The sequence below is a fragment of the Kitasatospora sp. NPDC096128 genome (assembly GCF_040303105.1).
Taxonomy (GTDB): Bacteria; Actinomycetota; Actinomycetes; order Streptomycetales; family Streptomycetaceae; genus Kitasatospora.
Genome location: NZ_JBEOSP010000010.1, coordinates 121,263 through 140,322, shown reverse-complemented (window position 1 = coordinate 140,322; position 19,060 = coordinate 121,263). Strand labels below are relative to the sequence as shown.

The following is a 19,060-nucleotide window of genomic DNA, read 5'->3' as shown; positions in this document are numbered from 1 at the left end:
CGTCCGCTGGTGCGGTGACGCGCGTAGAAGGACGCGCGTAGAAGTGTGCCGTGCGGGCCGGGCCGCTGAATAGCCCTCGGACGTTTCCAACAGGTGAGATCTTGGCGACTCGTTCGTGACCGGGGTGGGCGGAGAAAGGGGCGGTATGGGGCGGGAGGGTCGATTTCCGGCCACCCCGCCCCTGCTTCCCGGCCGGTCGGCTGACCTCGGATGCTCCTATAGACGTCAAGCTGCGGGAGCCAGATCGGTTTGCGTGACGCGTTCGGCTGGTGTGCCGGTCAGTGCGCGGTAGACCTCGCGGGCGACGAAGCGCTTGAGGCACCGGGTGATGTCCTTCTTGGACAGGCCTTCCTTGGTGCGGCGGGCGACGTAGGCGCGGGTGCGCTCGTCGTAGCGCATGCGGACCAGGACGATGGTGTGCAGGGCGTTGTTGGCGGCCCGGTCGCCGCCGCGGTTGAGGCGGTGGCGGTGGGTGCGGCCGGAGGATGCGGGTATGGGTGCGACTCCGGCGAGGTGCGCGAACGCGCTTTCGGAGCGCATGCGTTCGGGGTTGTCTCCGGCCGAGGCCAGGAGCTGGCCTGCGGTCTCAGGGCCGACCCCGAACAGCGCGAGGAGACCGGGGGCGGCCTGCTTGACCAGCGGGCCGATCTCGCTGTCGAGCTCGGTGATCTCCTCGTCGAGTGCTTGGTGACGGCGGGCCAGGCGCCTCAGGGCGGCCTTGGTCGCGGTCAGCGGCGTCGACAGGTCCGCGCCGGAGCGTAGCCGGGCGAGCGTGCGGATCAGCGCGGCCCGTTCCAGGTTTGCCGTCTGCTCGCGCAGCGTGGCCGGTGCGGACACGAGCAGCCCGCGGATCTGGTTCATCGCCTGGGTGCGGGCCTTGACCGCGCTGCGACGCGCGCATCGCAGGACCCGGACGGCCTCGACCACTCCGTCGCGGCTCTTGGGGACTCCGGTGGCCCTGCCGGAGGCGACCGCCATGGCGGCCGCGTAGGCGTCGATCGGGTCGGACTTGCCGCGCATACGTCGGGTCTTGCGGTCCGGCCGGTCCACATCGACGACCGTGACTGCGGCAGCGGTCAACACCCGGGCGAGTTCGGCGCCGTAGGCGCCGGTCCCCTCCACTCCGACCGCGGTCAGGGTGCCGTGGGAGCGCATCCAGTCCAGCAGGTTCCGGTAGCCCTGGACAGTGGCCGGGAACTCCCGGTCGGCCAGGTGCCGGCCCAGTTGGTCGATCACCGCCGCGTGGTGGGTGAGGCCATGGGTGTCGACTCCGCCGGTGATCTTTGGGCCGTCGTGCGTCATGCTGGTCATGTCCGTCCTTGCTGCTTTGTCCGAGCCGAGGGCGGCACGCGCCGGTCGGGCGGGTGGACAAGACAGTGACGGGGCCTCTGGCCAGGCTCCTATGAAGTCACAAACGCCCGTCCGGCCGCGTGCGTGGTGACGTTATTGATGAGCCGACAAATCCGGAACAGGACAGTCGAGACGTCAGTCAGTCGATGGGTCAGACCCACCAGTAGCGCCACCACGAACATCATCACTGTCAGTCGAGTTCGGCCGACAGCTGCTTCACCTCGCGGCCCAGCTCCGCCGCCGGGTCCGGCGCGTCCGGCTCCGCCCACGGCAGCCAGGCGCGGGCCCGCAGGTAGCCGTCCACCGCGACCGGCAGGCGGTGCCGGACGATCGGATCGGCCCCCGGGCCGGGACCGGCCTCGCGCAGCGCCACCAGCAGGGTGTCCACCCCGGCGGAGGCGGGCAGCGGGACGGTCTCCAGGTAGGCGGCCAGCCCGTCGAGTTCGGGGTGCGCCGGTGGCGGTGGCGGCGGGGGAGGGGGCGGTGGCGGTGGCGGTGGGCCCGGCGTCAGCAGGGCGCCGACGCCGTACAGGCCCGCCACCACCCCCGGCCACCAGGACCCGCCCAGGCCCGCGAAGTGCAGCGCCAGCCCGATGGCGCCGCCCCCGCAGCCGACCAGGTTCCTGGTCGACTCCAGGTAGCGCAGCAGCCACCGGCCGTACCCGTCACTGGTAGCCACGGATCTCCTCGAACACCCCGTCCAGCGAACCCCCGCCGTCGAACAGCCTGCCCCCGCTCACGTCCGCGATCCCCTGCAGCTGACCCACCGCCGCCTCGCCGAACTTGATCGGGAACACCGGGATCGACTTCTCACCCGACGGCAGCCCGTCGTGGAAGCGCTTGAAGTCGGCGTCGGTCGCGCCCTCGTTGCTCTCCCCGTCCGTCATCAGCACGATCGAGGTGAAGCGGTCGTCCCCCGCCGCCTTCTGCTGCGCCTCGATCACCCGGTACGCCTGCTCCAGCGAGTCGTACAGCGCGGTGCCGCCCTCCGCCCGCAGCGACTGGACGTCCGCGTTGATCGACGCCAGCTCGGTCTCCGGGCCCGGCCGGCTCCCCGAGGCCGGGACGACGTGGGTCTTCGTCCACTTCACCGAGGAGGCGAAGGAGATCAGCGTGACCTCCTCGCGGTCCCGGAAGCGGCGCAGCCCGCGGGTGTCGTCCGTGCCGGTCAGCCGGCCCAGCGCCGCCTTGAGCGACGTCAGCCGCGGGCCGTCCATCGACCCCGAGGTGTCCAGCACGTACACCGTCCTGGACGGGCGGCGCAGCTCGTTCTGGTACGAGGCCAGCAGGCCGTCCGCCACCTCCCGCGTGCCCGGGAAGGGCAGTTCGCGGCGGCGGTCGGTGGGCAGCCCCGCCGCCGGGGCCACGCCCGCCGTCACCGGGCGGCGCAGCGTCAGCTCCGAGATGCGCTTCTGCACGTCCTCCTTCAGCAGGTAGCCGGCCAGCCGCTGGAAGGAGTCGCGCTCGCCCTGCCCCGCCGAGGACAGCAGCGACAGCGGGTAGTCCGCCGAGACCACGCCGTCCACCGGGCGCACCACCGTCAGTTGTCGGCCCGCCGGCAGGGTCTTGTTCAGCGACAGCAGCACCGACTCGTAGTTCACCAGGGCGCCGACCCGGCCCGGCTCGGCCTTGGCGTACGCCTGCGCCAGCCAGCCGGAGGAACCCGAGGTCAGCTTCTGGCCGGTGAAGAACTGCTTCAACTGCGGCGTCGCCTTCTGCACGTCCGCCGCGGTCAGCGCCGCCCCCGCGCCGGAGAAGGCCGAGGCCACCGCGATCAGCGCGGAGAAGCCGGAGTTGGAGCGCGACGGGTCGGACATCCCGTACGACAGCTTCCCGGCCGCGGCCGCGTCGCCGATCTGCGCCCAGGTGACCTTCGAGCCGTCCCCCCAGCCGAGGTCGGCGAGGGTCGACGAGCGCACCCCCACGGCCACCGGGGAGACCATCACCGGGGTCTCCGACAGCACCTTGGACTTGCCGGTCGGGTCCAGCCGCAGGTACTGGTTCGACGGGAACCAGACCGCGTCGTACCGGCCGTCCGCCCGGCCCGAGGAGATCGTGTCCGCGCCGTCCAGGGTGCCGCCGAAGGCCAGCTGCACCGTCACCCCGGTCGCCTTCCTCGCGTCGTCCAGGACCGGCTGCAGGTCCTGCAGTTCGCTGCCGGCCAGGACGCGCAGCACCCCGGGGCGCGCGGTCTCGGCCAGCGAAGCGGTCGGGGCCGGGGCGGGGGAGGAGGTGCAGGCGGTCGCCGCGGCGAGCACCGCCGCCAGTACGGCGGCCAGTCGGGCCGGGCGGCCGCGGGCGGGCCGCTTGGGTCGGAGGTTCACTTCGGGCTCCCCTTCGCCGCCTTGGTCAGCTTGGTCAGGTTGTCCAGTGAGGGGACGGTCGCCTGCTTCAGCTTCGCCGCGTTCAGGTCCAGGGCGAAGACCGGCTGCCTGATGTCCTTCACCCGGTCGGCGAACGCGCCGCTGCTCGCCTGCGGGCGGAAGCCGAACCGGACCTCCAGGGCGCGCAGCGTCTCGTCGTTCTGGAGCAGGCCGGCGAGCTTCCGGCCGTTCTCGGTACGGGCGATGATGGTGTGGTCGGAGTAGGCCGTGGTGTCCGGGTACATCACCACCATGTCCCCGGTCGGCTGGCCCTGGACGGCCATCGCGGCGACCTGGGACTCGTAGCCGAAGATCAGCGGGTTGCCGACACCGGCGAGGAAGTCCCGGAACGGCTCGTCGCTGCTGCTCTTCTGGCCGCCCTGCAGTGCGGTCGCCTGGTACAGGACCGGCCGGACGCGATCGACGCCCTGGTCGTCGGAGACCACCAGGTTGTTGTTCAGGACGTACGACAGCAGCGCGATGTACAGCGCACCCGAGGAGGAGCTCTCCGGGTCGGTGGTGGTGACGAAGAGCGGGCCCGACAGCTCCGCGTGGTTCTGGGCGTCCGTCAGGTCCTGCCACTTGCGGACCGCCTTGAGGGCGGCGACGTACTCGTCCATCCTGAAGGTCCAGACGCCGGTCGAAGCGTCCTGCGCGGCCAGCTTGTTGTCCTTGAGGATCTGCGCGACCGGTGCGTGCGCCACCACCACCAGCGGCGAGTAGAACGGCACCAGCGGCGAGTCCTGCAATCCCCACTCGCGTTGGATCTCGCGGGCCGGTGCGGTGCTCGCCGGGAAGGCGAAGTCCAGCCCGGAAGTGCTCTTCGCCTGCTCGCTCATCGTCCAGGAACCGGTCGAGTCGGCGTGCACCTCCAGGCCCTGCTTCGCCAACTCGGCCTTCACCTCCGGGCTTTCGAAGAACGCCCGCTTCTCCGAACCGATCAGCCCGGTGACCGTGACGGTGACCGTCTTCGTCGGGTCGGCCTTCCTGTCGTCCGGGACCAGCGCGTACGTCACCCCGCCCAACAGGGCCAAGGCCGCGAGCACCCCCAGAGCGCGTCTCATTGCGAGCGCCTCCCCCTCGTCGCTCCGCTACCCGGGTGCGGTCACCCGGGGGTGACGAGCGTCCCGCCGGGCGGGGAGCGCGGACAGAAGGTGCGGTGAACCGGGGGTGAACACCGCTTCACGGAATCGCATCGGTCGGGCAATCCGTTGGGGAATCGGTCGGGCAATCCGTCGGGTAATCCGTCGGGCAATCGGGAGAGGCTCGGAGTGGGGCCGGGAGGGGCGCCCGAACGGCCCTCGCACACCGGTCCGAGGATGTGTCAGATTGTTCAACTCGCCTTACGGCAACGGTCATCCCGCAGTCCGGGCCCACGTCGATGTTACGCGCCGGTAATGCCTACTCTCAGCAGTATGCGCCGAGCAAAAATCGTCTGCACCCTCGGGCCGGCCACCGACTCGTACGACCAGATCAAGACGCTGGTCGACGCCGGGATGGACATCGCCCGATTCAACCTCAGCCACGGCACCCGCGCCGAGCACGAGGAACGCTACCGTCGGGTCCGCAAGGCCGCCGACGAAACCGGCCGGAGCGTCGGCGTACTCGCCGACCTCCAAGGCCCGAAGATCCGCCTCGACACCTTCGCCCACGGGCCCGTACTCCTCGAACGCGGCGACGAGTTCACCATCTCCACCGACAACGGCGTCGTGGGGGACAAGGACATCTGCGGCACCACCTACGCCGGCCTGGCCGGCGACGTCAGCCACGGCGAACGCATCCTCGTCGACGACGGCCGCGTCACCCTGGAGGTCGTCGCCGTCGACGGGCCGCGGGTGCGGTGCCTCGTCATCGAGGGCGGACTCGTCTCCGACCACAAGGGCCTCAACCTCCCCGGCGTCGCCGTCTCCGTCCCCGCACTCAGCGACAAGGACGTCGCCGACCTGCGGTGGGCGCTGCGCACCGGCGCCGACCTGATCGCGCTCTCCTTCGTCCGCAGCGGACGCGACATCGAGGACGTGCACCGGGTGATGGCGGAGGAGGGACGGTACGTCCCGGTCATCGCCAAGATCGAGAAGCCGCAGGCGGTCGAGAACCTCGACTCCATCGTGGACGCCTTCGACGGCATCATGGTGGCCCGCGGGGACCTGGGCGTGGAGATGCCCCTCGAACAGGTCCCGCTGGTCCAGAAGCGCGCCATCAAGCTGGCCCGGCGCAACGCCAAGCCGGTCATCGTGGCGACCCAGATGCTCGACTCGATGATCAACGCCTCCCGGCCCACCCGCGCCGAGGCCTCCGACGTCGCCAACGCCGTCCTCGACGGCACGGACGCGGTGATGCTCAGCGGCGAGACCTCGGTCGGCAAGTTCCCGGTCGAGACGGTCAAGACCATGGGCCGGATCATCGAGGCGGCCGAGAACGACATCCTCGCCGCGGGCCTGCCCCCGCTGACCACCGGCAGCAAGCCGCGGACCCAGGGCGGCGCCGTCGCCCGCGCGGCGGCCGAGATCGGCGACTTCCTGCACGCGAAGTACCTGATCGCCTTCACCCAGTCCGGCGACACCGCCCGGCGGTTGACCCGCTACCGCTCACCCATCCCGGTGCTCGCCTTCACCTACGAACCGGCCGTGCGCAGCCAACTCGCCCTCACCTGGGGCGTGGAGACCTTCCTCGGCCCCTTCGCCCCGACGACGGACCAGATGGTCGAACAGGTCGACGCGGCCCTGCTCTCCCTCGGCCGCTGCCAGAAGGGCGACATCGTCGTCATCACCGCAGGCTCCCCGCCCGGCCTGGCCGGCTCCACCAACCTGGTGCGGGTGCACCACGTGGGGACGCTGGACGTCTGACGCCCCATGGGCGGCGCGGCCCTGCCGGGGTCGCGCCGCCGTCAGTACTTGGGGCCGATGTGGGCGTCCATCAGGGCGACGGAGTCCTTGCGGGCGATGGAGATGTTGGTGGCGCCGGTAGCGCGCGGGGCGGCCTTCCACTGGACGCCGACGGCGTCGAGGGCGGCGGTGAAGAGGCCGATGATGTCGGTCGAGGTGTTGGTGAAGAAGTACCGCGGGTACTCGTAGCGCTTCGTGACACCGCCGACGGTGCGGGTTGCCCAGTTGGTGATGCGGCAGCCGTCGGAGTGGATCAACCCGCGCAGGAACTCCCAGGGGCAGGCGTCCACGATCTCCTGCTGCCAGGACGCGAGGACGATCGGCCGCAGGTGCTTAGGGCCGGAGCCGTGCTGGGGAAAGAGGCAGGGCCAGTGCTTGCTGGTGCTGACGACGCTGGTGCAGCCCGGTGCGCGGACGCGGTTGACCTTGTTGTGCGGCATGACGGCGGAGACGGCGCGCTCGCACTCGTCGATGAGACCGGGCCAGCCGTCGCAGCAGGCGATGCGCAGGGCGTGGACCTGGCGGCGCCCTTCGCTGATGCAGCCGTCCCCGAGGTAGAGCCCGAGCAGGTAGGCGTAGTCGGCGCGTGGACGGGACGGATCGAGCCGACCGTTGAGGAGGGGGCACTCGGCCGTCATGCGTGGGCTGGGGATGGCACCGGAGGCCCACTCGCGGATCGCGAACCGGGATATACCGGTCGCGCGGCTGACTTGGCTGAAAGTCAGGCCGGATGCGTGGAGATCGAGCGCTCGCCGTCGCGTGGCCGTGTCGTACATGGTGGTGTCAGTACTTGGGGCCGATGTGGGCGTCCATGAGGGCGACGGAGTCCTTGCGGGCGATCGAGATGTTGACTTGCCCGGTGGGGCGGGGGATTGAGGCCTTCCAGTGGACGCCGACGGCGTCGAGGGTGGCGGTGAAGAGGCTGATGATGTCGGTTGAGGTGTTGGTGAAGAAGTAGCGCGGGTACTCGTAGCGCTTCGTGACGCCACCGACCGTTCGAGTCGCCCAGTTGGTGATGCGGCAGCCGTCGGAGTGGATCAACCCGCGCAGGAACTCCCAGGGGTGGGCGTCCACGATCTCCTGCTGCCACGGCTCCAGGGATATGGTGCGCTCGTGCTTCTTGCCAGGCGCGTGCTGCGGGAAGTGGCAGGTCAGATGGTTTGAGTAGAGCTTGACGTCATGGCAGCCGGTCCGTCGGACCCGGCAGGGCTTGTTTCGTGGGAAGACGTCGCGCATGGCCTGTTCGACAGAGTTCATGACTCCTGGCCAGTTGTTGTCGCAGGTGATCTGGAGACTCTGTGTCCTGCAGTACTCGGTGGGCAGCAGGATGTGGCCGTCGCCGAGGTAGAGGCCCAGGAGACAGGCATACGCGGGGCGGTTCAGCTGGTCACCGTAACAGTGCGGGCAGCTGGAACGTTTGCGGCCGGGAAGCTCGTTGCGCTTAGCGAGGTCCTGGTGCTTCCACCAGGAGACCGTGCCGGATGGGACGCCAAGTCGACGGGAGACGTCGCAGTTGCGGGCGCCCCGGCGTAGCAGGAGGACGGCTTCTTCGCGAGTGGATCGAACTGCCATACGGGTGATCTTGAGCGCAATGCGCCGAATGCACCGGTAAAGAGGATGGTTTCCACCCGAACGGATGAAGATCGCCAACGATTAGGTTGCCCTAAGTGGCTTTCGAATCGAAGGAAAAGTACCCCGGGTGGGATTCGAACCCACGCTGTATGGTGTTTGAGACCATGGCCTCTTCCGCTGGGCTACCGGGGCATGCGCGGTTTCGAAGGTTGCCCTCACCCCCGCATGAACTCAAACATACCGTGTCTAGGTACCCTCGTGCATGCAGTACCCCGCCGGAACTAGGAGCCCCGTGAGCACCGCCGACGAGCAGGCACAGCCGCTTGAGACCGATATGCCCCAGATCACCCGGATTGTGATCGCCGAGGACGAGGCGCTGATCCGTCTCGACCTGAAGGAGATGCTGGAGGAGGAGGGGTACACCGTCGTCGGCGAGGCCGGCGATGGGGAGACGGCGCTGCGGCTCGTGGAGGAGCTGAAGCCGGATCTGGCGATCTTCGACGTCAAGATGCCGATCCTGGACGGGCTGTCGGCCGCCGAGCAGATCCACGAGAAGCACCTGGCGCCGGTGCTGATGCTGACCGCGTTCTCGCAGCGGGAGCTGGTGGACCGGGCGCGGGACGCGGGCGCGATGGCGTACATCGTGAAGCCGTTCTCGAAGTCGGACCTGGTGCCGGCGATCGAGATGGCGGTGTCGCGGTACACCGAGATGCGGGAGCTGGAGAAGGAGATCGGGGATCTCACCCAGCGGCTGGAGACCCGCAAGCTGGTGGACCGCGCCAAGGGCGTGCTGCAGACGAAGTTCGGGCTGAACGAGCCGGCCGCGTTCCGGTGGATCCAGAAGACCTCGATGGATCGGCGGATGACGATGGCCGCGGTGGCCGAGGCGGTCATCGAGGAGGGCGAGGCCCAGGACCGCAAGAAGGCGGAAGAGGGCGAGAAAGCGGAGTAGCAGCCGCACGCAGGAAGGGCCCGGCAGGGATCTGCCGGGCCCTTCCTGCGTGCAGGGGTCAGTCCTCGCCGAGGTAGGCCTTGCGGACGGACTCGTCGTGGAGGAGGTCGGCGCCCGTCCCGGAGAGGACGATGCGGCCGGTCTCCATGACGTAGCCGCGGTCGGACAGCGACAGGGCGGCCTGGGCGTTCTGCTCGACCAGCAGGATGGTCGTACCGGAGGCCTTGAGCTCGACGATGGTGGACATGATCTTCTGCATCATCAGCGGGGAGAGGCCCATCGAGGGCTCGTCCAGCATCAGCAGCTTGGGCTGGGACATCAGGGCCCGGCCCATGGCGAGCATCTGCTGCTCACCGCCGGACAGCGTTCCGGCGGCCTGCTTGCGGCGTTCGCCGAGGATCGGGAAGAGGGTGTAGGCGCGCTCCACGTCGGACTGGATGCCCGCCGTGTCGGTGCGCAGGAAGGCGCCGAGGAGGAGGTTCTCCTCGATGGTCATGCGGGGGAAGATGTGCCGGCCTTCGGGGGAGTGGGCGAGTCCGAGGGCGACGATCTTGTGCGCGGGGACGGTGCTCAGGTCCTGGCCGTCGAAGGTGATCCGGCCGCCGGTGGGCTTGAGGAGGCCGGAGAGGGTGCGCAGGGTGGTGGTCTTGCCGGCGCCGTTGGTGCCGATGAGGGTGGTGACCTCGCCCTGTTCGACGGTGAAGCTGATGCCCTTGACGGCCTCGATCTTGCCGTAGGCGACGCGGAGGTCCTCGACCTCGAGGAGTGCGGTCACTTGGGGTCCTCCGGTGTTGCGGGGGTTTCGAGCGGGGCGCCGAGGTAGGCGGTGATGACGCGTTCGTCGTTCTGGACGGTCTCGCGGTCGCCTTCGACGATCTTCTGGCCCTGGACGAGTACGGCGGTGCGGTCGCAGAGGTTGAAGATGAACCGCATGTCGTGCTCGATGACGAGGATGGAGATGCCGCGGTCGCGGATGGCGAAGACGAGCTCCTCGGCGGCGCGGGTCTCCTGGGGGTTCATGCCCGCGGTGGGTTCGTCGAGGAGCAGCAGGCCGGGGTCGGAGGCGAGCGCGCGGGCGATCTCCAGCTTGCGCTGTTCGCCGTAGGGGAGGTTGCGGGCGAGGTGGTCGGCCTTCTCGGCGAGGCCGGTGAAGGCGAGGAGTTCCATGGCCTTCTCGCGGCTCTCGGCCTCGGCGCGGTGGTAGCGGGGGCCGCGCAGGATGGCGGCGAAGATGCCTTCCTTGGTGCGGCTGTGCCGGCCGACGAGGACGTTCTCCAGGACGGTCATGTTGGCGAAGAGCCGGATGTTCTGGAAGGTGCGGGCGATGCCGGCCTGGGTCACCAGGTGGGGCTTGGGGGGCAGTTGGGTGCCGCGGTAGCGGACGGTGCCCTCGGTGGGGACGTAGAGGCCGGTGAGGCAGTTGAAGAAGGTGGTCTTGCCGGCGCCGTTGGGGCCGATGAGGCCGATGATCTCGCCCTCGCCGACGGTGAGGGAGACGTCGTTGACGGCGGTGAGGCCGCCGAAGCGCATGGTGACGCCGGTGACGTCGAGCAGTGGCGTTGCGGTGGTCATCTGGTCGGTCACGCCCCTGCCTTGGTGAGTGCGCCCGGTTCGCCGGTGGGCTGGGCCGGGATGGCGGCCTCGTGGAACTCCAGTTGGCGGCGCCGGTTGGGGATGAGGCCCTCGGGGCGGACGCGCATCAGGACGATGAGGGCGGCGCCGAAGGCGAGGAGCTGGTAGTCGGAGAGGAATTCCAGCTTCTTGGGGATGAGGAAGAGCAGGGTGGCGCCGGCCAGCGGTCCGCTGATGGTGCCCATGCCGCCGAGGATGACGGCGGCGAGCAGGAAGGCGGAGTTGGGCGGGAGGGCCTCGGCGAAGGTGTACTGGTCGGGCGTGACGGTGTAGCTGACGTGGGCCTGGACGGTGCCGGCCAGGCCGGCCAGGCAGGCGCCGAGGGCGAAGGCGAGCAGCTTGAGCCGGAAGCCGTTGATGCCCATGGCTTCGGCGGCGGTCTCGTCCTCGCGGATGGCGACCCAGGCGCGCCCGATGCGGGAGTTGCCGACCCGGGCGAAGATCAGCACGACGACGGCGGTGACCAGCAGCATCAGCAGGTAGTAGTTGGAGAACCGGCCGAGTTCGATGCCGCCGATGGTGTGCGGCTTGCCGAGGTCGAAGCCGAAGATCTCCAGGTCGGGGATGCGCGGGATGCCGTTGGAGCCGTTGGTGATCTTGGGGCCGGTGGTGCCGTTGAGGTTGAGCATGGTGATGCGGAAGATCTCGCCGAAGCCGAGGGTGACGATGGCGAGGTAGTCGCCGCGCAGCCGCAGGGTGGGGGCGCCGATCAGGACGCCGAAGACCATCGAGACGGCGGCGCCGGTGAGCATCGCGGCCCAGAACGGGAACTGGACGTGGATGGGCGAGGCGGGGGAGCCGGAGACCAGGGCGGCGGCGTAGGCGCCGACGCCGAGGAAGGCGACGTATCCGAGGTCGAGCAGGCCGGCCAGGCCGACGACGATGTTGAGGCCGAGGGCGACGGTGGCGAAGATCAGGATGTTGGTGGCGACCGAGGTGTACTGGTCGCTGCTCTGGGTGAACGGGAAGCTTGCGGCGGCGGCGAAGGCGGCGCCGGTGGTGACCGGGCGGTACTTGACGGTCAGTGCGCGCAGCCGGCCCAGCAGCCCGGACTTGGCGAGGGCGGCGATGGCGGGTGCGGCGAGCAGCAGGTAGCCGACGAAGAGCTCGCCGTACTCGGTGTCGATGCCGAAGGTGATCGCGTACAGGCCGAGTCCGAAGGCCAGCACGATGAGCAGGACCTCGGCCCAGGACGGGAGTTGGCGCGGCGCGGGCAGCGGGCGCTCGATCGTGCCGAGGCGCAGCCGGCTGTTGGCGAGGTGGCCGAGCTGGAGCAGCAGGACGGCGCCGGCGGCGATGGCGAGGGCACTGGCCAGGGCGGTCATCACCGGGGCGACGGGCTGGTCGTCGGGGATGGCGTGGGCGGCGAACCAGCCGACGGGGGCGGCGGGGACGAGCAGGAAGAGCCGCTTGTCGATGATCCGCAGCGGGACGCCGGTGCGCCGGTCGAGCGGGAGGCCGAGGGCGCCGAGGACGCTGAGCAGGCCGCCGGCGGCGAGCACCCAGCCGCCGGGTTCGAGGTTGGCGAGGCCGCCGAGTTCCACGGAGATGGCGGTGACGGAGTACGCGGCGACGGCGAGGGCGCCGGTGGCGGCGTACAGGACGGCGTTGTTGCTGCGGCTGGGGGCGGCCCAGCGCAGGCCGGGGACGCCTTGGACGGCGAGCAGCAGGACGAGGGTGAGGACGCCGGCGACGACGGCGAGCCATTGGAGTCCGGCCGGGGAGCCGAAGTAGGTGAGGTCGCCGGGGAAGTCGCTGGTCCAGGTCCAGGACATGGCGGCGGAGGCGGCGGTGAGGAGGGCGCCGAGGCCGGTGAGGGCCGTGGCGGCGGGGGCGGGCAGGGGGATGACCGGGGTGGTCTCGGTGCTGGTGGTGGTCATGGTGGTCACGCCCTGTCCGAGACGCGCTCGCCGAGGAGGCCCTGGGGCCGGACGAGGAGTACGAGGATGAGGAGTACGAAGGCCCAGACGTCCTTCCAGGCGCCGCCTCCGAAGAGGTGCATGCCGGGCAGGTGCTGGATGTAGCCGGTGGCGAGGGCTTCGGCGAGGCCGAGGGCGAGGCCGCCGAGCATGGCGCCGTAGATGTTGCCGATGCCGCCGAGGACGGCGGCGGTGAAGGCCTTGAGGCCGAGGATGAAGCCCATCCGGAAGTCGACCTGGCCGCTGCGCAGTCCGTAGGCGACGGCGGCGACGGCGGCGAACGCGGCGCCGATGGCGAAGGCCATGACGATGATGCGGTCGGTGTCGATGCCCATCAGCTTGGCGGTGTCCGGGTCCTGGCTGGTGGCCTGCATGGCGCGGCCGGAGCGGGTGCGGGTGACGAACCAGCCGAGGGCGAGCATGCACAGCGGGGCGGCGATGATCAGGAAGATGTCGCTGCGCTGGATGGTGACGGAGCCGAGGCTGAAGGGGTCACCGGGGATCTTGGGGAAGACCCGGGCCTTCTTGGCGTCGGGGTAGAAGGAGAAGACCAGCTGCTGGAGGAAGATGGACAGCCCGATCGCGGTGATCAGCGGGGCGAGCCGGGGGGCGTTGCGCAGCGGCCGGTAGGCGAAGCGCTCGGCGGCGACGGCGGTGAGGGTGGAGACCAGGATGCCGGCGATCAGCATGAGGGGTAGGGCCAGCCACAGGGTGGTGCCGCCGGGGAGGGCGAGGTAGGCGGTCAGGGCGCCGAAGCCGCCGACCATGACGATCTCGCCGTGGGCGAAGTTGATGAGCTGGACGATGCCGTAGACCATCGTGTAGCCGATCGCGACGAGTCCGTAGAGGGCGCCGAGGATCAGGCCGTTGGCCAGCTGCTGCGGTAGGTCGTGCACCGCTGGGCCTCCGTAGTGCGTTCGGGGGTGTCCGCGTGGGTGGTGGATGTGGGGGTACGCGGGGGCACTCGTGGTGCCCCCGCGCTGGTGGTTCGGTGGGGCCGGCCGACGGGTCGGCCGTTGAAGCGGCCGGTGCCGTCGGCCGTCGAACCGCCTGGTGCGTCAGCCGTTGAAGGTGCCGGACTTCTCCACGGCCCACTTGCCGTCCTTGACGGTGTAGACGGTGAGCTGCTTGTTGGTGGTGTCGCCGAACTCGTCGAAGGAGACCTTGCCGGTGACGCCGTCGAAGGAGACCTTCTGGACGGCGTCGCGGACGGTCTTGCGCAGGCTGTCACCGCTGGGGAGCTTGCCGTTGTTGCTGCTCACGACGCTCTTGACGGCCTGGATGATGGCCCAGGCGCTGTCGTAGGAGTAGCCGCCGTAGGTCTCGTAGGCGTCCTTGTAGCCGGCGGCCTTGTAGTCGGCGATGTACTTCTTGGCGGTGTCGAGGGACTCGACGGGCAGGCCGACGGCGGTGGCGAAGTCGCCCTGGCCCTTGGGGTTGAGCTTGATGAAGTCGCCGCTCTGGATGCCGTCGCCGCCCATCAGGGGGATGTTGACGCCGGCGTCCTTGAGCTGGAGGGAGAGCGGGCCGGCGGCGGGGTACTCGCCGCCGTAGTAGACGGCGTCGGCGCCGGAGGTCTTGACCTTGGTGACGATGGCGGAGAAGTCGCGGTCGTCCGGGTTGACGTGCTCCTCGCCCGCCAGGGTGCCGCCGAGCTTGGTGAACTCGCCCTTGAAGGTGGAGGCGAGGCCGGCGCCGTAGGTCTTCTGGTCGTCGATCAGGAAGACCTTGGTCTTCTTGGCGTCGTTGTAGAGGAACTGGGCGGCGAAGGGGCCCTGGACGGCGTCGGTGGTGGCGGTGCGGAAGTAGGACTTGAAGGGGCGCTTCTTGTCGCCGCTGGCCCACTTCTCGCCCTGGCTGAGGGCGACGCCGGTGTTGGCGGGGGAGATCTCGGCCAGGCTCGCGTCGTCGAAGATCTGCTGCATGGACTGGGCCACGCTGGAGTTGAGCGGGCCGACCACGCCGAGGACCTTGGGGTCGCCGACGAGCTGGGTGGCGTTCTGCTGGCCGGGGGCGGGCTTGGCGGTGTCGTCGAGGGCCTTGACCTCGAACTTGACGCCGGGGACCTCGTTGGCCGCGTTGGCGTTCTTGACGGCGAGGTCGACGGAGTTGCGGATGCCGAGGCCGAGGGCGGAGAGGTCGCCGGTGAGCGGGGCGTCGACGCCGATCACGACGGTGGTGGTGGCTCCGTTGTCCTTGCCGCCGGCGGTGTCGCCGGACTTCCCGCCCCGGGAGCCGCAGGCGCTGAGGCTGAGGGCGCCGATCACGGCAATGCTCACGACAATTGCAGAACGATGACGCACGAGGGTCCCCATTCGGTTCAGGAGGCGCCCGCGCCTGAGTGGCGGGAGCCGGGATGCGCGGAGGGCCGGGCCCATTCCGGATGGCGCGGTGACTGGCCGTGACTCTAGATGCCGTTGGGCGGCTCGGGCAGTGCTGCGGGCAGGCTGTGATTCTCTTGTTATGAGCACACGGAGCATTTGTCTCAGCATGTGGTCGTTCTGGCTCGACCGATCCTGAACTGCCCGGCGTTTACTTGCTGGTGGAGGGATGTAAGGGCCAGAAATGGGGGTTGCAGCTGGCAGCGTCGATAATCGGACAGTGCTGTCCGGTGTGCTGCTTCCGACCGTGCACGTCCGTATTCCGGACGACGGGGGCGCGGCGAAGGGGTTCCGGGCCGCCTGGGGCCTCGGAGCCGCCGCTTTCCTGGATTTCCCGCCTGTTACGCACTGTTACAAGCGGAGGGGGTCTGTCGATCGCACCCGGACATGCCGACGCCCCCTCGCCTGACCAACGCCTGCCCACGGGGGCGGAAGGTCAAACAAGGGGGCGGGAAAGGGACTTGCTGTTCTCGATGGCGAACTGGCCGTACCCGAAAGCCTGTTACAGGTCGCGCAGCATGCAGGTCAGCCGGCAGCTGGTGACCCGCTTGCCGGTGTCGTCGGTGATCGCGATCTCGTAGGTGGCGGCCGTGCGGCCCTTGAACACCGCCGTCGCCACCCCGGTCACCAGGCCGGAGGTGGCCGAGCGGTGGTGGGTGGCGTTGAGGTCCACGCCCACCGCGTACCGGCCCGGGCCGGCGTGCAGCATCGCGCCGATCGAGCCGAGCGTCTCCGCCAGCGCCGCCGACGCGCCGCCGTGCAGCAGCCCGTACGGCTGCTGGTTGCCCTCCACCGGCATCGTGCCGACCACCCGGTCGCCGGAGGCCTCGACGATGCGGATGCCGAGCTTCTCGCCGAGGTGGCCGCCGGAGAAGGTCTCCGGGTTCACCCCGAGCTTGGCGAAGTGGTCCAGCACCTCCTGCGGGACGTTCAGGACGGGGGCCGCGTCGGGGGCGGTGGCGGGGGCGGTGCTGGGCGTGGTGCCGGGGGCCGCGTCGGTCATCGGGGGAGCTCCTGCCGCTCGGGGGTCACGTCGTCGTGCTGCCAGTGATGGTACGACCGTCCTACTCGCTGGTAGCGGCCGCGCCGCCGCCCCGGCGCGGCTCCCGCGGGTGCCCCTTTTGTCGGTGCCGGGCCATAGGATCGGTGGCCGGTAGTGGAATCGGCAGGAACGGACGTTGACGTGGCTACGCAGAGTACGGACAAGGGCGCGACGGGTGGCGGCGGGGCCGGCCCGCGGCCCCGGCTGATGCTGCTCGACGGGCACTCGATGGCCTACCGGGCCTTCTACGCCCTGCCCGTGGAGAACTTCAACACCTCCACCGGACAGCCCACCAACGCGGTCTACGGCTTCGCCTCGATGCTCGCGAACACCGTCCGGGACGAACAGCCCACCCACCTCGCCGTCGCCTTCGACCTCTCCCGGCAGACCTTCCGCTCCGCCGAGTTCCCCGACTACAAGGCCAACCGGGCCAAGACGCCGGACGAGTTCAAGAGCCAGATCGGCCTGATCGGCGAACTGCTCGACGCCATGAACATCCCCCGGATGACGGTCGAGGGCTTCGAGGCCGACGACATCATCGCCACCCTCGCCACCGCCGCCGAGGCGGCCGGCTACGACGTCGACATCGTCACCGGCGACCGCGACTCCCTCCAACTGGTCACCGACCACGTCACCGTGCTCTACCCGACCAAGGGCGTCTCCGAGCTCACCCGCTTCACCCCCGAGAAGGTCACCGAGAAGTACGGCGTCACCCCGCGCCAGTACCCCGACCTCGCCGCCCTGCGCGGCGACCCGTCCGACAACCTGCCCGGCATCCCCGGCGTCGGCGAGAAGACCGCCGCCAAGTGGGTCAACCAGTTCGGCTCCTTCGACGAACTCGTCGCCCGCGCCGACGAGGTGAAGGGAAAGATCGGCGAGAAGCTGCGCGACAACCTCGACTCGGTCAAGCGCAACCGGGTGCTCACCGAGCTGGTCCGCGACGTCGAACTCCCGCTGGGCGTCCCCGACCTGGCCCGGCAGTCCTTCGACAAGGACGCCGTCGGCACCCTGATGGAGTCGCTGGAGTTCCGCAACGCCAACTTCCGCGACCGGGTCTTCGGCATCGACCCGTCCGGCGCCGCCGAGGCCGCCGAGGCCGAACTCGCCCCCGGCGTCGAGGTCGACGGCGAACTCCTCACCGACCCGGGCACGCTGGCCGCCTGGCTGCGCGAGCACGCCTCCGACGGCAAGGCGCCGGTCGCGCTGGCCGCCGTCTACCAGTGGGCCCTCGGCACCGGCGAGGTCACCGAAGTCGCCCTGGCCGCCGGGGAGTCGGCCGCCTGGTTCGACCCGGCGCTGCTCGCCGAGGAGGACGAGCAGGCCTTCGCCGGCTGGCTCGCCGACCCGGCCGCCCCCAAGGCCCTGCACATCGCCAAGCAGGTCATGCGGGCCTTCGCCGAGCGCGGCTGGACCATCGCCGGGGTCGTCGCCGACACCGCGCTCGCCGCCTACCTGGAGAAGCCCGGCCGCCGCACCTTCACCCTGGAGGTGCTCGCCGAGGAGTACCTGGCCCGCTCGCTCACCCCCGCCGCCCCGGCCGCCGAGAGCGGCCAACTCACCTTCGACGCCCCGGAGGAGGACGGCGTCGACGCCGAGGCCGCGCGCGCCCAGGCGCTCATGCTCCAGGCCCGCGCCGTGCTCGACCTCGCCGCGCTCTTCGACACCCGCCTCGCCGAGGTCGGCGCCGCCGGGCTGCTGCACGACATGGAACTGCCCATCGCCGCGCTGCTCGCCCGGATGGAGCGCTACGGCATCGCCGCCGACCGCGACTGGCTCACCCGGCTCGAAGCCCAGTTCGCCGCCGAGATCCAGCGCTGCGTCGAGGAGGCCCACGCCGCCGCCGGGCGCGAGTTCAACCTCGGCTCGCCCAAGCAGCTGCAGGAGATCCTCTTCGGCGAACTCGCCCTCCCCAAGACCAAGAAGATCAAGACCGGCTACACCACCGACGCCGACGCGCTCACCTGGCTGGCCACCCAGACCGACAACGAACTGCCGGTCATCCTGCTGCGCCACCGCGACCAGGCCAAGCTGCGCACCACCGTCGAGGGCCTGCTCAAGACGGTCTCGCCGCAGGGCCGGATCCACACCACCTTCAACCAGATGGTCGCCGCCACCGGCCGGCTCTCCTCGCAGGACCCGAACCTGCAGAACATCCCGGTCCGGACGGAGGAGGGCCGCGCCATCCGCCGTGCCTTCATCGTCGGCGAGGGCTACGAGTCGCTGCTCACCGCCGACTACTCGCAGATCGAACTGCGGATCATGGCGCACCTCTCCGAGGACGACGCCCTGATCGAGGCCTTCGCCACCGGTGAGGACCTCCACACCACCGTCGCCTCCCAGGTCTTCGAAGTCCCGGGCGCCGCCGTCGACGCCGAGATGCGGCGCAAGATCAAGGCGATGTCCTACGGCCTGGCGTACGGGCTCTCCGCGTACGGGCTCTCGCAGCAGCTCAACATCAAGCCCGCCGAGGCCCAGGGCCTGATGGACACCTACTTCGAGCGCTTCGGCGGCGTCCGCGACTACCTGCACCGGGTCGTCGAGGAGGCGCGGGCCACGGGCTACACCGAGACCCTGCTCGGCCGCCGCCGCTACCTGCCGGACCTCAACAGCGACAACCGGCAGCGCCGCGAGATGGCCGAGCGGATGGCCCTCAACGCCCCGATCCAGGGCTCGGCCGCCGACATCGTCAAGATCGCCATGCTGCGGGTGGACGAAGCCCTGCGCGCCGCCGGGCTCACCTCCCGGATGCTGCTCCAGGTGCACGACGAAATCGTGCTGGAACTGGCCCCGGGCGAGCGCGAGCCGGTCGAGGCGATCGTCCGCGAGCAGATGGCCGGCGCCTACCCGCTGCGGGCTCCGCTGGACGTCTCCGTCGGGGTCGGGGCGAACTGGGAGTTCGCCGCGCACTGACGCGGTGCTCCGTGGCCGGCGGCAGGCGGCCGGCGGTGGGCCCGGACGCGCGGA

15 protein-coding genes and 1 tRNA gene are annotated in these 19,060 nt (G+C 70.2%); 3 read left to right on the top strand and 13 right to left on the bottom strand.

The genetic code is table 11. The annotated features are described in order from the left end of the window. Positions 1-225 precede the first annotated feature (225 nt). The 4 genes from ABTY61_RS14240 to ABTY61_RS14225 form a co-directional block, all read right to left on the bottom strand. Positions 226-1,302, bottom strand: coding sequence for an IS110 family RNA-guided transposase (locus ABTY61_RS14240; RefSeq protein WP_350505329.1), 1,077 nt, complete (start codon positions 1,300-1,302; stop codon positions 226-228). A 238-nt stretch (positions 1,303-1,540) separates the two neighbouring features. Then, positions 1,541-2,029, bottom strand: a complete 489-nt coding sequence (locus tag ABTY61_RS14235) for a hypothetical protein (RefSeq protein WP_350505251.1) — start codon at positions 2,027-2,029, stop codon at positions 1,541-1,543. Beyond that, the gene (locus ABTY61_RS14230) at positions 2,016-3,674 is read right to left on the bottom strand and encodes a VWA domain-containing protein (protein WP_350505250.1); all 1,659 of its coding nucleotides are present in this window, start codon (positions 3,672-3,674) and stop codon (positions 2,016-2,018) included. The genes ABTY61_RS14235 and ABTY61_RS14230 overlap by 14 nt, the downstream gene beginning before the upstream one ends. After that, positions 3,671-4,777 carry a substrate-binding domain-containing protein gene (locus ABTY61_RS14225; protein WP_350505249.1) on the bottom strand — a complete coding sequence of 369 codons (1,107 nt, stop codon included), beginning with the start codon at positions 4,775-4,777 and terminating at the stop codon, positions 3,671-3,673. The genes ABTY61_RS14230 and ABTY61_RS14225 overlap by 4 nt, the downstream gene beginning before the upstream one ends. A 351-nt stretch (positions 4,778-5,128) precedes the next feature. Between ABTY61_RS14225 and pyk the strand changes: the two genes are divergently transcribed. Next, positions 5,129-6,559: a pyruvate kinase gene (gene pyk / locus ABTY61_RS14220; RefSeq protein ID WP_350505248.1), complete on the top strand. Its 1,431-nt coding sequence runs from the start codon at positions 5,129-5,131 to the stop codon at positions 6,557-6,559. Positions 6,560-6,600: 41 nt separating this feature from the next. On the opposite strand, the gene ABTY61_RS14215 is transcribed toward pyk, so the two are convergent. The 3 genes from ABTY61_RS14215 to ABTY61_RS14205 form a co-directional block, all read right to left on the bottom strand. Beyond that, positions 6,601-7,374, bottom strand: a complete 774-nt coding sequence (locus ABTY61_RS14215; RefSeq protein ID WP_502895308.1) for a transcriptional regulator — start codon at positions 7,372-7,374, stop codon at positions 6,601-6,603. Positions 7,375-7,381: 7 nt separating this feature from the next. Next, positions 7,382-8,170 (bottom strand): helix-turn-helix domain-containing protein, encoded by a 789-nt coding sequence (locus ABTY61_RS14210; RefSeq protein WP_350505246.1) that lies wholly within the window; start codon positions 8,168-8,170, stop codon positions 7,382-7,384. A gap of 119 nt (positions 8,171-8,289) precedes the next feature. Beyond that, positions 8,290-8,362: transfer RNA gene (locus ABTY61_RS14205), tRNA-Leu, on the bottom strand. 142 nt (positions 8,363-8,504) lie between these two features. Between ABTY61_RS14205 and ABTY61_RS14200 the strand changes: the two genes are divergently transcribed. Further along, entirely contained in the window at positions 8,505-9,122 is a 618-nt protein-coding gene (locus ABTY61_RS14200; protein WP_350505328.1) for an ANTAR domain-containing response regulator, read from the top strand. Positions 9,123-9,180: 58 nt separating this feature from the next. On the opposite strand, the gene ABTY61_RS14195 is transcribed toward ABTY61_RS14200, so the two are convergent. The 6 genes from ABTY61_RS14195 to ABTY61_RS14170 all read right to left on the bottom strand — a co-directional run bounded on the left by ABTY61_RS14195 (position 9,181) and on the right by ABTY61_RS14170 (position 16,057). Continuing rightward, positions 9,181-9,897 carry an ABC transporter ATP-binding protein gene (locus ABTY61_RS14195; RefSeq protein ID WP_350505245.1) on the bottom strand — a complete coding sequence of 239 codons (717 nt, stop codon included), beginning with the start codon at positions 9,895-9,897 and terminating at the stop codon, positions 9,181-9,183. Beyond that, entirely contained in the window at positions 9,894-10,694 is an 801-nt protein-coding gene (locus tag ABTY61_RS14190) for an ABC transporter ATP-binding protein (RefSeq protein WP_350505327.1), read from the bottom strand. Before ABTY61_RS14190 ends, ABTY61_RS14195 begins: the two co-directional genes overlap by 4 nt. A gap of 8 nt (positions 10,695-10,702) precedes the next feature. Further along, entirely contained in the window at positions 10,703-12,634 is a 1,932-nt protein-coding gene (locus tag ABTY61_RS14185; RefSeq protein ID WP_350505244.1) for a branched-chain amino acid ABC transporter permease, read from the bottom strand. A 5-nt stretch (positions 12,635-12,639) separates the two neighbouring features. Beyond that, positions 12,640-13,569: a branched-chain amino acid ABC transporter permease gene (locus ABTY61_RS14180; protein WP_350505243.1), complete on the bottom strand. Its 930-nt coding sequence runs from the start codon at positions 13,567-13,569 to the stop codon at positions 12,640-12,642. A gap of 162 nt (positions 13,570-13,731) precedes the next feature. Continuing rightward, the gene (locus ABTY61_RS14175; protein ID WP_350505242.1) at positions 13,732-14,976 is read right to left on the bottom strand and encodes a branched-chain amino acid ABC transporter substrate-binding protein; all 1,245 of its coding nucleotides are present in this window, start codon (positions 14,974-14,976) and stop codon (positions 13,732-13,734) included. A gap of 580 nt (positions 14,977-15,556) precedes the next feature. Continuing rightward, a complete protein-coding gene (locus ABTY61_RS14170; protein ID WP_350505241.1) occupies positions 15,557-16,057 on the bottom strand; it encodes a PaaI family thioesterase in 501 nt (166 codons plus the stop codon). A 246-nt stretch (positions 16,058-16,303) separates the two neighbouring features. Between ABTY61_RS14170 and polA the strand changes: the two genes are divergently transcribed. After that, the gene (gene polA / locus ABTY61_RS14165) at positions 16,304-19,006 is read left to right on the top strand and encodes a DNA polymerase I (RefSeq protein WP_350505326.1); all 2,703 of its coding nucleotides are present in this window, start codon (positions 16,304-16,306) and stop codon (positions 19,004-19,006) included. Positions 19,007-19,060: the final 54 nt, after the last annotated feature.

Excerpts from the sequence above, each read along its gene's own strand:
- ABTY61_RS14240 (WP_350505329.1), bottom strand. The coding sequence starts at position 1,302 with ATGACGCACGACGGCCCAAAGATCACCGGCGGAGTCGACACCCATGGC.
- ABTY61_RS14225 (WP_350505249.1), bottom strand. The coding sequence starts at position 4,777 with ATGAGACGCGCTCTGGGGGTGCTCGCGGCCTTGGCCCTGTTGGGCGGG.
- pyk (WP_350505248.1), top strand. The coding sequence starts at position 5,129 with ATGCGCCGAGCAAAAATCGTCTGCACCCTCGGGCCGGCCACCGACTCG.
- ABTY61_RS14215 (WP_502895308.1), bottom strand. The coding sequence starts at position 7,374 with ATGTACGACACGGCCACGCGACGGCGAGCGCTCGATCTCCACGCATCC.
- ABTY61_RS14210 (WP_350505246.1), bottom strand. The coding sequence starts at position 8,170 with ATGGCAGTTCGATCCACTCGCGAAGAAGCCGTCCTCCTGCTACGCCGG.
- ABTY61_RS14200 (WP_350505328.1), top strand. The coding sequence starts at position 8,505 with ATGCCCCAGATCACCCGGATTGTGATCGCCGAGGACGAGGCGCTGATC.
- ABTY61_RS14190 (WP_350505327.1), bottom strand. The coding sequence starts at position 10,694 with ATGACCACCGCAACGCCACTGCTCGACGTCACCGGCGTCACCATGCGC.
- ABTY61_RS14185 (WP_350505244.1), bottom strand. The coding sequence starts at position 12,634 with ATGACCACCACCAGCACCGAGACCACCCCGGTCATCCCCCTGCCCGCC.
- ABTY61_RS14170 (WP_350505241.1), bottom strand. The coding sequence starts at position 16,057 with ATGACCGACGCGGCCCCCGGCACCACGCCCAGCACCGCCCCCGCCACC.
- polA (WP_350505326.1), top strand. The coding sequence starts at position 16,304 with ATGCTGCTCGACGGGCACTCGATGGCCTACCGGGCCTTCTACGCCCTG.